Genomic DNA, 13434 nt, shown 5'->3' on the forward strand with positions numbered 1-13434 from the left:
TATTTTCCCTTGGCTTTCCTATAAGAATTTCTTGAATATAGCGTACAGGATCTTCAGATCCTCTTCCGTTAAGGTAGCGGATGTAACATCTTTTTGAATATAATGGTATTTGAATCCCTTAATGGCTGCATCGAGATTCTTCACATCAAATCCAATAATGCGTAACGCAATTTTAGGATCAAAACCTACTGGAGGAGTTTCCAACACCCCATCGTACCAATACCCATATCCCTTATCGGCCAATGTTTTCCAAGGAAACCGGGAAGGATCGTTCTTACGGGTTGGGGCATAGTCCATATGACCAATAAAATTGGCCTGTGGGATCTTATAGCTTTCTTTAAGGTAAGCCAATAGCTGGATCAGCGCATTGATCTGTACTTCAGGCCAAGGATCTGTTGTACCGTTGTTGTCCAACTCAATCCCGATGGAAGAGGAATTCAGATCGGTATCATTTCCCCATTTCCCGGCTCCGGCATGGTGCGCCCGGTAATAATCATTCACCATCTGCACGATTTTTCCATCCCTGCCGATCACATAATGCGAACTTACCGCAGCTCGCTCGCTATGGAAGGTTCTTACCGTCTGGTCCAGGTCTTTCTGAGCTGTATGGTGGATCATGACATAATTCGGCTTTCTCATTCCGAAATTGATGGAACCGATCCATTCCTTGTTGGCTGCAGCTATTTTTGCGATCTGGCTTTCTACTGGGGCTTCTTTATAGATGGCCGCGTATTCCTTGGCCTTTTTCTTATAAACCTTTTCTGTTGCCGCATATTTACCGCCTCCACAAGAGGTTGCCAATAGGGCGATGAACAAATATGTTAGGGTATTCTTCAACATGGTCTTATTAAATAGGTAAACAAATATAAGGTTTTAGAACGCATCTACAACGAATTCAGGTCTTTCTATACCCGGTTCCAATTCGATGATCTGCAGATTGCGGAATTCCATCTTGGCTCCCTCAGCTTCCAGACAGAGGTATCCCTTCCTCTTGGATGCTAAACGGATACTATTGACAAACTTTCCGTTCACCGCGAGTTTCACTGTCCCATCAATACAGACAACCGTGTATTTATTCCACTCTCCTACACCTAAGCAACGGTTTTCCAAGGATTTACTTCTGCTCCCTCTGGGATTATCCGGGGATGCGGTCATGCCACCGGCACCGAACAGCTCGCCATGTACATAGGCGATAGGCTGTTGAACCCCATTTACCGCATTGATGTTCACCCAATCCAGCTCCAACATCTGCACTTCCATCCCCATGGGTAAGCGTGTTTTGGGATCCGCCTTGGCATCACACCATACAAAAATCCCCGAGTTGCCCCCTTTTTCCAAATGCCGCCATTCTACATGCATGATGAAGTTCTCATACATTTTCTCCGATCGAACCACTCCGATTGGGTTTCCCGAATTCTTAAGGAGATTTCCCATGGCTTTCCAGGTGGTATCGGAGGTGTTTACATCATACCAGGTAATGGCTTTCCCTTTCGACTTGGGGTTGATGATGCTTTCATCAAAGTTTTTTTCCATCCCGAACTGAAATAATTTCTTTTGGGCATGTAAGGATGGGGTAATAAGGATAAAGGTAAGAATGGATAGGATAAGGTAAGCGTATTTGTTCATGGTCAAGGGGTTGATTTGAACCTAAAATAAGAAATTAAAATAGCTCAGAAAAACAAAAGCGGCCAATGAATGCCATTGACCGCTGATTGATTATCCTTTCCAGCCATAATCAACATATTCCCAATGGAACTGATCGCCATTAAGGTTCACCTTTAAGAAACCTTCTTCTGTTCCATGGAAGGCACCTGACCACCAGTTCGCAGAAACTGCTCCCCCAGTAATATATTGCACGCCTTTTACTTTAATCTCTTCGTATAAATGTTGATGTCCTTGCAGTACCAGTTTTAGATTATGTTTATCGAACATCGCTCGTATTTCCTGTTGATTCTTAAAGGTGTCCTTATCCGTGTAATAGCCTTCTAAAACCGGATAATACAAAGATAGAAATGGTACATGCGTAGAAACAATGATCGGTTGCGAACTCGGGGTTGCAGCCAACACATCCGCTAACCATGCTTTTTGGGCATCAGAAACACAATATTTACTATCGCAGATCTCCGCACTATTCAAAATGATGAACTTCCATCCCTTATGTTCAAAGGAATAATAGGTTTTACCGAAATAATTTTGGAAAAGACCAGTACCATATTCCCCATCTGAATGCCAATAGCGGTCATGATTTCCCAGCGTAAAATACCATTTCATTCCTGATTTTTTCACCAGGTCCTGATATCGTTGATACAGGTCTTTCGCTTGGGTCAATCTATCCTCTTTCATGGCATCAACATCCACATTATCACCTCCTGTTAAAATAAAATCAACCTTTTGTTGCTTGGCAAGCAAGGCCGCCTGTTCAAGTCCTTTAAAACTATTCGCCTTAGCATTATTATTCAGATGGATATCTGTAAAGAAGGCAAAAGAAAATTTTTGTTGAGCAAATACAATTGAACTCGTAAAGATCAACGAGATGACGAATACTAATTTTTTCATATTATTTGATTTAAATTGATTTATTTCCATCCAAAAGGTTGTTCTAAAATAGGATTAAGGATCATTTGAACTTCAGGAATAGGGCGATAATAATACATTGGTTCCACAAAGGTCCTTTTTCGAACTTCCGTCACCATGGTTCCTCCTTGGGTTCCATCGCTCAAATATACTCCAGCTGGACCACCAAACCTACCAATGGTATAATATACCAATGGAACGCCCAAAGAATTTTTTTCACGATTGCTCGGAATCGTCTGCCCTTCGGGGATTAATTTGATGTCAGGAACGCCATCGCCATTCATATCATAGTTTCCAACACCCGGAAAATACATTCCCTGGGGGATGTTCTCCAAAAGCTTTCCGGCATTCCAGCGCATCAGATCATCATATCGTGTATTCTCAAATGCCAGTTCAACCCTTCTCTCCCTTCGGATTTCTAGGATTGTTCCTACATTTGATCCTTGAACCATTGGAAAATCAAGCTTTAAAGCAGGATCAGGGCTAGCATTTGCTGTAACCAATACTAAATTAGGCATCCCCACCCGTTTCCGAAGGATATTTATGGTATTGTCCAGGTCCGTTTGGGTAATAATTCCTAGTTCTGCCTTTGCCTCTGCTAGGATCAGTAGTACTTCAGCATATCGATGCACTGGAAAATCAATTCCATTCAATACATTCTGATCCACACTATTCACATAGCCCTTCCGTTGATGATATCCTGTAAAGTTTTTATTCAATCGTTGTATATAAGTTGTATTACCGGGCTGTCTTAACCAGGTTGGATAAATCAATGTCTGTGACAACCGGGGATCTCTATCCTTGAATTCCTGAACAAATCCAAATTGCTCATGCCCTGCGATAGCTGTAAATCGGCTTCCATCTTTCATCAGATAACTTTGAACCAGATCTCTAGAAGGTGATTGTTCATAATCGCCAAAAACAACGGAGTTAACATTTTGGGTCACATTCTTAGCTTGATCAAAAGCATTTACTAGAATCACTTCCTTATTGCTGGTCAAGTCCAAAGATTCAAAAAGTGTGGCATAATCCTCCTCTGGCTTGCCTGAATTATAGATGCTGAATTTTCCAGATTTTATGATTTCTTGCGCAGCGGATTCGGCAACCTTTAAAAAGACTTCTGCTGTTGATTCCAATTTCAACTCTGCATGATATTTTCTATAGGTACCTTCATGAAGGGCGATTTTAGCCTGCATCAAAGTAACGGCCCATTTACCTGGAGTTCCCGTTGGAACATTTTCCCGAACATTCTTAACAGCGAAATCAAGATCCTCTAAGATTTTTGTCATGACCTCTTCCCTACTGTTCTGTGGATTTTTTAATTCTGCATCTGAGGCATTTAATGTTTTATCATACCATGGAACATTTGAATACCGTTTGACCATATCATAGTAAAATATAGCTCTATAATATCGCGCTAGGCCTGCATAATGATTTTTTATTTCATCACTGACGCTTGCCTTGGTATAGTTTTCTAAAAAATAATTGATATTCCTCAGTCTTCCCCATGACCAGCCTCCCGTAATGGTTTGGGAAGAAGGGCTTCCGGTCATCATGTTTTTTATCTCTACCGCACCTGTGGTGGAGGCATTGTCTGTAGATTGATCATTCAAATAACTATTCCTATTGTGCAAGCTGACCATACCATTCATGTAGAGGGAAAGATCTTCCTCCGTTTTAAAGAAAACTTCTGGTGTGATCAAGGTTTGCGGAAAGCGATCTAGAAACCCCTTCTTGCAAGATATCGTGAAGCACATTAAACCTGCTATCGGTAATATATATATGTTTTTAAATTTTTTCATGATATTAAATCGTTTTGAGTTAGAAATCTAGGTTCAAACCGGCTGCAACTTTTCGCTGAAATGGATAAGCCCAAGCGCTATTGTCTGTTCCATTATTTATCGCTTCTGGATCGACAAATTTCTTCACTTCGGAGAATTCGAAGATATTCTCGCCGGTTACAAAAAATCGTAATCGACCTAAATTCCAGCGATCTGTAAGGCCTTTTGGAAGGGAATAACCCAATGTTACGTTCTTTATGCGAAGATATGCTCCATTCAATAGGTATTGGGTATTTGGAATGGCAAGACCTTTTCCATCATTTGCATCAGCTAACCAAGATTGCAATACAGGGTAGGTAGCATCATGGTTGGCATCAGCCAAACCGGCATCCAAATAAGCTTTTGAATGTTTTGCGCGCTGCTCTTCGGAATCCGAACTTTCTCTGTAATGGTCCAAATGCCAAGGATAGACATTGGCATAAGGCTGCTGATACGGCCCCCAGAACAAATAGTGTTTTGGATAAAAGTCGCGTTTCAATACCCCTTGAAGGAATACAGAAGCATCGAATCCATTCCAATCCATGTTGAGGTTAAAGCCTATCCGGTATCTATCCGCCGAATTACCGATGATCTTCCGATCTTTCATATCATTCTCCGTCAGTCCTAGTTCAATTTTATTGTTGCCATCCAAGTCTTTAAATTTTGGCCAACCATTAACGATCGTCAATGCTCCCCAAGGAATAATAGCTTTTTGGTCAAGCGCATCAATCTCTGCCTGATTCTTGAAAAATCCGTCGCTCTCTAAGCCGTAAATGGTTCCAAATTCATAGCCTTCAAAATAGTTGGATAGCAAGCGTTGGTCATTCTTGAATTTTGTGATCTTCGCTTTAGAATCAGAAAGAATAACTTTCGCATCGAATCGGAACGGCCTATCGTCAAGTTCAAACTGATCTTTATAACTTACCGAAACCTCCCAACCCTTAGTTCTTAGATCGGCTACATTCTGTCTGGGAACTGATGCTCCCAATACGCCTGGAAGTTCCTGTCCAGCGGTTAACATACCTGTGGTTTCGCGGGTATAAATGTCAAAGCCGGCAAAAAATCTATCGTTCAAAAATCCAATATCAGTACCGAAATTCAACGTCGCCACATTTTCCCAAGTATAGGTGGTTGGGTCGATGGTCAACGGTGGAGCTCCCCAGACCACCTGCTGCTGAGAACCATTGATTAAATAATTCGAAAGGCCCGTCGACATAGTTTGTATGTAAGAAAAATCACCCACATTCTGGTTTCCTAAACTTCCATAAGAAACCCTAAACTTCAGGTTTGAAAATGTAGGTTTCAAGTTTTGGAAGAATTCTTCATTACTCGCAATCCAAGCTGCTGATGCAGATGGGAAGAACCCCCAACGACTTCCTTTTGGAAATCTTGAAGATCCATCATAACGACCCGTTGCTTCGAAGATGTATTTATCACCAAATGTATAATTGATCCTTCCGAAGGCACTTTGGGTAGCATAGGTACTGTGTGCAGCGGTTATTCTTGGATCTCCATAGGTCAATGCTAAGTAAGGTAAAGTGGAGGAGATCAATTTATCACGATAAGCTTGGGTAGTATTCCAGATGTATTCTTCTTGGTTCACCCCTAAAGTTAATCCTATCGCATGCCTTTCTATTTTCTTGTTATAGTTAGCATATAAATTGAACACATCGTTGAATATTTCTCCCCTTCTATCCTGTACATAGCCATTGCCACCTTCTTCTCGTACATCATTTGGGCCAAATCCAATTTTATATTTTTTGGAGTGTTCGGGATACCGCCAATATTCACGCTTAAAACTAGCATCTGCCGTTACGGTCAGATCTCCATTTAAAAAGGTTCCAACAGCATTAAAAATATTATGGAAACCAAACATATTCTCATTCAATTTACCACCATCCACTAATTTCGCGGCTAACCGGCCGGCAGGGTTATTCCCCCAGGTACCATCGGGATTCACTGCCACATCGGTAGGTTTTAAATAATAGATATCTGTCAGGCTTGCATTTGGTCGGTCTCTATTGGTTTGATAAATATTCATGTTATTATCCACTTTCAACCAAGCCACTGGGGAAAATGAAAACCGCCCTCTGATACCTCTTCGTTGCCAGTTATCTGCAGCCAATCTGTTCAATCCATTCTCTTTGGTGAAGTCTGCGGATAGGTAATAGTTTACTGGCCTGTTATTAACCTGGGCACCCCCAGAAAATGTTAAGGAATGGACGTGTGAAAAGGAGGCGTTATGCAAGAAATAATCATTCCAGTTATTTCCTCCCATATAGGCCCATTGGGTCTGATCATCGGGATTGATCCGTACATCCGGTATACTTGGATCATCCGATCGTTCTTTTGCCCATTTATAATGTGCCTCACTGTAGTTGACATAATCCCATGGGGTGTTATCGGTGGAGGTCTCTAAAACGCGTGAAAAGATGTATGGGTCTGTAACTGGATCTGGCATTTCGGTCGGTTTACCCCATGCGGTGGTCACATTGTATCCAATGGACTGTTTCCCTTGACGACCAGATTTGGTGGTAATAAGAATAACGCCATAGGTTGCTCTGGCACCATAGATCGCCGCAGATGCCGCATCCCGTAAAACGGTGTAGGTCGCAATATCATTAGGGCTCAAACGGATCAGATCCCAACTATCAGACACTGGGATCCCATCGATCACGATGAGTGGCGAGCCACCATTGATAGATGTTGTTCCCCGGATATTGATGTTCGGGATTCCACCTGGGCTCCCATTACCATAGGTGATGTTTAATCCAGGACTGGCGCCCTGTAAGCCTTGCATCACATTGGTAACGGGTCGTGACTCCAATTGCTTACCTGATATCTGATCTACCGCTCCTGTAAGATTAATTTTCTTTTGGGTACCAAAACCAACGATCACCACTTCATCCAAATTGCTGGCATCCACCTCGAGCTTGACCTCAAGCACTTCATTTGCCTGAACAATAACCTCTTGGGTTTTAAACCCTAAATATCGAAAAATCAAGGTGGAATTATTCGGCAGTCCTTCCATCCTAAAATTTCCTGCATCGTCGCTAGAGGTCGCTCTATTGCTTCCCTTAACTAAAACACTTACTCCTGAAATTGCCTTTCCCTGCATATCGGTCACTCTTCCGGTTACTGCATCTGTCTGCGCATGAAGAGATTTAGGAATTATCCAGACAAGTAACAAGAGGAAGGAAATAGTCAGCATGCTACACGCTGAAATCTTTTTATTTTGGTTAGTCTTCATCATAATAAATTAATTGAACATTCATTCAACAATCAAACCTAAAACAATTGTATTAATTCAATATTATTTGAAAATGAAGATTATGTGATTTGGGAATTTCAGTGGGTTAAAAAAATGATTAAGCAGCTAATAAAACAAATATATACTACTGTAAACCATTGTTTTGTGAAAATCAATACAGAATTAGTATACGAAATATCAAATATTGTATTGATATTTATTGCGACATTTATTAACTGAACAGTCATTCAAAAAATCTATTTTTAATGGGAAGGAATAGCTTAAAAGACGAGCGTCAAAAAGAGATTATAAAAAAATATTATGCCGTAGCAAAAAAGGAAGGCCTAGAAAATACGTCTATTGCTAAGATCGCTTCCGAAATGAATGTAAACCCAAGTTTGATCATACACTATTTCAAAAATAAAGAGGAATTAACTTATTCCTTGATCGATTATATTTTAGAGAAATACTTGGTTATTTATAATCGAAAAAAAATAGAAGATCATGATTTGGGATCATTTTTAATAGAACTTATCCATAAACTATTCAAATCTTGGAATTCTTTATTCAATGAGAGCGTATTTTACAGTTGTTATGCCTTGGGGTTCCGGGATAAGCTTATAAAAATGAAATTCAAAAACCTCCAGGACTCCCTGAGAAGCCATTTAAAAGAGGTGCTGGATAAATGTAATGAGGCGGGGATAGTCAACCTACCATCGACAGAGAAAACTGCAGATTTAATTTACATCATGGTAGATGGTGCCTACTATTACCTAAGCCTTATTTCTGAAAAGGAGGAATACGAAAAGAAACTATTGGAATATAAAAACTATGCCTATCAAACACTTGGTCTGTCTATTGACTAATTCACCTGTAAAGTCTTTTTCCGTTTAGCCAGTTTACGAGCATTAAAGCTTTTATAAAGCCCAAACCCAGCAATAATTACCCACATGGAATTGGAAGTGATATTTGGCAGATCCCTAAAATATAATGCACTTGTCACTAATCCCAATCCACCAACAATGTTGATCATTTGATATTTCCAGGAATCGAATGAAATCAATTTAAGGTTTAACAACAAAAAGCCTATTGTACAGCAGGAAACCCCAATCCAGCCAATTAATGCTACAAAATTCACCATGTTCATCATCTCTCCAGTTTTAAATAAACCAAAATAACCTTTAACCTTTTCGTTGGAGTGAAGGTTATATTAAGTTTACTTAAACTAAACTGAAATTTCAGGGTGTCAAATCAAATTTGCTTCGCTCCGAAACCATAGTGAAAGCATGGTGAAAGTATGTAAATCCTATGTTGTGCATATTAAAACATGCTTTAAGCATATTATAACCGTGATTTTACAGCGAAATCATGGTTTTACCATAGGAAAACATATGATTTTTGGGTTAGCAACCCAAGAATTACAAACAATACATTTTCAAATTACCAATTGATTATTAGGATTAGAAGAATGCCAAGATTATTGACTAAGATTTAATATAAGATTACCTAGAAACGAAAAAAGGTGCCTATAAAAGACACCTTTTCTAATAAAATTTTATTTTACCTAAGCTTATGCTTCCGCGTAAGCTTCGATTGGAGGACAAGAACAGATCAAGGTTCTGTCTCCTTGAGAATCATTCACCCTACCTACAGAAGGCCAGAATTTATTCACTCTCAAATATTCGATTGGATAAGCTGCAGTCTGACGGGAATAAGGTCTATCCCACTCATCACCAGTTACTACGCGCGCTGTATGTGGCGCATGCTTAAGTACGTTGTCTTTTTGATCCGCATCGCCATTTTCAACCGCAGCAATTTCTTTACGGATAGCGATCAAGGCATCACAGAAACGATCTAATTCTGGTTTAGATTCCGACTCGGTTGGTTCAACCATTAAGGTACCTGCCACAGGGAAAGAAACCGTTGGGGCATGGAATCCATAGTCCATTAAACGTTTCGCGATATCCGCTACTTCAATACCTACGTTTTTGAAAGAACGACAATCCAAGATCATCTCGTGCGCACAACGACCGTTGGCACCCGCATACAATACCGGATAATGTTGTTCTAAACGAGCTTTGATATAGTTGGCATTTAAGATCGCTGTTTTGGTAGCTTCTGTCAGGCCTTCTCCGCCCATCATAGCGATGTAAGCATGAGAGATAACCAAGATGGAAGCCGAACCGAATGGAGCCGCAGAAACTGCGGAAATACCTTCCTCGCCAGAGATCTCAATAACCTCATGGTTAGGTAAGAATGGTACCAAGTGTGCTGCCACACCGATAGGACCCATACCAGGACCACCACCACCATGTGGAATACAGAAGGTTTTGTGTAAGTTCAAGTGACAAACGTCTGCGCCAATATAACCTGGGCTGGTCAATCCAACCTGCGCATTCATGTTCGCACCATCCATATACACCTGACCACCATTTTCATGGATGATATTACAGATCTCTACAATCGGCTCTTCAAATACACCGTGGGTAGATGGATAAGTCACCATTAACGAGTTCAACTTAGCAGCATGCTCTGTTGCTTTTGCCTTAAGGTCTTCCACATCAATGTTTCCACGTTCATCACATTTTACCACAACCACTTTCAATCCGGCCATAGAAGCAGATGCAGGGTTGGTACCGTGTGCCGAAGCAGGGATCAAACAGATATCTCTATCAAAATCTCCACGGCTATGGTGGTAAGCACGGATTACCATTAATCCAGCATATTCACCTTGTGCACCAGAGTTTGGTTGGAAGGACATTTTTGCAAATCCGGTGATCTCACATAACCAATCGTTCAATTCGTTGATCAATTGCATGTAACCACTTGTTTGGTCAACCGGAGCAAATGGATGCAGACCACCAAAACGGGCCCATGTTACAGGAACCATTTCCGTAGTTGCATTCAATTTCATCGTACAAGATCCCAAAGGAATCATCGAATGGCATAAAGAAAGATCCTTAGCTTCCAATGATTTGATGTAACGAAGCATCTCACTTTCAGAGTGGTAGCTGTTGAAAACAGGGTGGGTAAGGTATTCTGAAGCGCGCTCTAGGCTCTCCGGAATAACCACCTCTAATTCGTCTACAAAGCTCTGTACATCCACTTCGTTCAAGGACTTGCCAATTACCTTAGCAAATACTTTTACGATGGTTTCCACATCTTGGAAAGTCGTTGTTTCGTCGATGGAGATCCCTACGGTACCTTCGCCATAGAAGAAGTTCAATTCGTTGTTCAACGCTTCAGACTTCAACGCCACAAACTGATCCGCTACATCGAAACGTAAGGTATCGAAATAAGCTTCGTTGGTTTGTTTATAGCCCAATGCTTGGATGGCTTTAGAAGTCAAACGAGCAAGGTCATGGATTCTTGATGCAATGTTCTTAATGCCTTTTGGACCGTGGTAAACCGCGTAGAAAGAGGCCATAATTGCCAATAATGCCTGTGCTGTACAGATATTGGAAGATGCCTTATCTCTACGGATATGTTGCTCACGGGTCTGTAAAGCCATACGCAACGCGTATTCCCCATTCGAATCCGAGGTTACCCCGATGATACGTCCAGGAATGTTACGTTTGAAGCTATCTTTTGTAGCAAAGAATGCCGCATGAGGACCACCAAAACCCATTGATACACCAAAGCGTTGGGAGTTTCCTACCACCACATCTGCTCCCCATTCTCCTGGAGGCGTCAATAGCGCTAATGACATCAAATCGGTAGCAACACAGATCGTGATGTTTTTATCATGGGCAAATGCTGTGAATTCTTTATAATCAGCGATGGAACCATCAGCTGCTGGATATTGGATGAAGGCAGCAAAGACCTCATCGGTAAGATTTTCTACCGTAAGGTCTGCAACACGGATTTCCACACCAAATGGAACCGCTCTTGTTTGCAATACATCCAATGTTTGTGGATAGATGTTTGGAGTAACCAAAAATACATTGGCATCCTTGTTCTTACGTGCGCTGTACAACATGAACATCCCTTCGGCTGCTGCTGTAGCCTCGTCCAATAAGGAAGCGTTAGCAATTTCCAATCCGGTCAGATCAGACACCATCGTTTGGAAGTTCAACAAAGCCTGTAAACGGCCCTGTGCGATCTCCGCTTGGTAGGGCGTATATTGCGTATACCATCCTGGATTTTCAAACACGTTACGCTGAATAACCCCAGGAAGGATCACATCATTATACCCTTGACCGATATAAGACTTGAAAACCTTGTTCTTCTCTGCGATTTGAGCAATCTTTTCCAGGTAAGCCACTTCGCTAAGTGCTTTTGGAAGCTTTAATGCCTCTTTCTTACGAATTTGCGCTGGAACTGTCTGCTCGATCAACTCGTCCAAGGAACTCACGCCTAAAACGGTTAACATCTCTTCTACTTGCGTAGAGCTTGGACCGTTGTGGCGATCCTCAAATTTCTCTTGGTAAAATACGTTACTCATTGTTGTATTTATTGTAACTTTTTGGAACTGATGTGCAAAGATACGCTTTTTCACGCGAATTTCTTAACCCACAATAGGGTGCAAAACTTTTATAATTATATCAAACGATTGCGTATAATATTATGCGCAAAACAATTTCAAACCCAATACGATACAAGAATTTTAAAAAGGCGGTTAATTCCTTGTTTTTACAGCAATACGCTTCCTGAATTATCGTAAATCAATGTATACCTATACTTTAAAAAAAAGACAATCAATAAACAATTTCCTTTCATTTTCGCTATTGAGGACCGCCCATTCTATAAAGAAATAACAGCATTAACGCCTTAAAAATTAAGAATTTATAATAATATCGCCGTTTTTAATAATGATAGGAATCTTTGTTAATTTAGGCGCAAGCCAATTAAAAATTTTATGCTGAAACTACAAGTTAACAATGAAACAAACCGATTAAAAGCTGTTATCCTGGGTATTGCCCATCAAAATGGTCCTACCCCCAAGGCCGAAGAGGCTTACGACCCCAAATCTTTGGAACATATCTTGGCTGGAACATACCCCACCGAACGCGATATGGTAGCAGAAATGGATGCCTTTAAAACGGTTCTTGAAAGTTATGAGGTCAAGGTATACCGTCCTGAGCTTATCCCCAACCTGAACCAGATTTTTACCCGCGATATCGGTTTCGTGATCGACGATTATTTTATAAAATCCAATATCCTGCCCGATCGGGCTCAAGAGTGGGAAGCTATCCAATACCTCATCAAAGAAATCCCCTCGGAAAAGCTCATTACCGCACCTGAGGATATCCATATGGAAGGTGGAGATGTTATCCTCTGGAACGATCATATCTTTATCGGCACCTATAAAGGAGCGGACTACGCGGATTACAATACGGCCAGGACCAACATGAAGGGTGTTGAGTTTATCCGGGATCTTTTTCCGGGCAAAAAGGTAAAGGAATTCAATTTGGTCAAGTCTATGAGCAATGCCCGGGAGAATGCCCTTCATCTGGATTGCTGTTTCCAACCCGTTGGCAAGGATAAAGGAATCATCTATCCTGGAGGGTTTTTGGATCAGGAGGATTATACCTACCTCGTTGAGCTATTTGGCAAGGAAAACCTGTTCCATATTACAGCGGATGAGATGTACCAGATGTTCTCCAATGTGTTCTCTATCGATGAAAAGGTAGTAGTATCCGAGCAGCGGTTCACCCGTTTGAACAACTGGCTAACGGAACAGGGCATTGTGGTGGAACCCATTCCCTACCATGAAATCGGTAAACAAGAGGGACTTTTGCGCTGTTCAACCCTTCCTTTATACAGAGGATAATTATTTTAGATATCATA

The 13434-nt window shown here is 41.1% G+C and carries 9 protein-coding genes; 2 read left to right on the plus strand and 7 right to left on the minus strand.

The annotated features are described in order from the left end of the window. Positions 1–18: 18 nt before the first annotated feature. The 5 genes from E3D81_RS16905 to E3D81_RS16925 form a co-directional block, all read right to left on the minus strand. Complete coding sequence (locus E3D81_RS16905; RefSeq protein WP_134778325.1) at positions 19–840, minus strand: N-acetylmuramoyl-L-alanine amidase; 822 nt, start codon at positions 838–840, stop codon at positions 19–21. A 33-nt stretch (positions 841–873) separates the two neighbouring features. Next, positions 874–1626, minus strand: a complete 753-nt coding sequence (locus E3D81_RS16910) for a DUF1080 domain-containing protein (RefSeq protein ID WP_134778326.1) — start codon at positions 1624–1626, stop codon at positions 874–876. Between the two features lie 90 nt (positions 1627–1716). Further along, on the minus strand, positions 1717–2556 hold the full coding sequence (locus E3D81_RS16915) for a metallophosphoesterase family protein (RefSeq protein ID WP_167554362.1): 840 nt from the start codon (positions 2554–2556) through the stop codon (positions 1717–1719). 20 nt (positions 2557–2576) lie between these two features. Beyond that, positions 2577–4376 carry a RagB/SusD family nutrient uptake outer membrane protein gene (locus E3D81_RS16920; RefSeq protein WP_134778328.1) on the minus strand — a complete coding sequence of 600 codons (1800 nt, stop codon included), beginning with the start codon at positions 4374–4376 and terminating at the stop codon, positions 2577–2579. A gap of 19 nt (positions 4377–4395) precedes the next feature. Next, positions 4396–7647, minus strand: a complete 3252-nt coding sequence (locus tag E3D81_RS16925) for a SusC/RagA family TonB-linked outer membrane protein (RefSeq protein ID WP_245153246.1) — start codon at positions 7645–7647, stop codon at positions 4396–4398. Positions 7648–7910: 263 nt separating this feature from the next. Between E3D81_RS16925 and E3D81_RS16930 the strand changes: the two genes are divergently transcribed. Beyond that, positions 7911–8510, plus strand: a complete 600-nt coding sequence (locus tag E3D81_RS16930) for a TetR family transcriptional regulator (protein ID WP_134778329.1) — start codon at positions 7911–7913, stop codon at positions 8508–8510. Here E3D81_RS16930 and E3D81_RS16935 read toward each other — a convergent pair. Next, on the minus strand, positions 8507–8785 hold the full coding sequence (locus E3D81_RS16935; RefSeq protein ID WP_134778474.1) for a CBU_0592 family membrane protein: 279 nt from the start codon (positions 8783–8785) through the stop codon (positions 8507–8509). The two genes, E3D81_RS16930 and E3D81_RS16935, sit on opposite strands and share 4 nt — an antisense overlap. Before the next feature lie 429 nt (positions 8786–9214). Beyond that, positions 9215–12088 (minus strand): aminomethyl-transferring glycine dehydrogenase, encoded by a 2874-nt coding sequence (gcvP, locus tag E3D81_RS16940; RefSeq protein ID WP_134778330.1) that lies wholly within the window; start codon positions 12086–12088, stop codon positions 9215–9217. Between the two features lie 414 nt (positions 12089–12502). Here gcvP and E3D81_RS16945 point away from each other — a divergent pair, with 414 nt between their 5' ends. Continuing rightward, positions 12503–13417, plus strand: coding sequence for a dimethylarginine dimethylaminohydrolase family protein (locus E3D81_RS16945; protein WP_134778331.1), 915 nt, complete (start codon positions 12503–12505; stop codon positions 13415–13417). Positions 13418–13434 lie beyond the last annotated feature (17 nt).

Origin of the sequence: Sphingobacterium sp. CZ-2, assembly GCF_004526235.1 — a bacterium.
Taxonomy (GTDB): domain Bacteria; phylum Bacteroidota; class Bacteroidia; order Sphingobacteriales; family Sphingobacteriaceae; genus Sphingobacterium; species Sphingobacterium tenebrionis.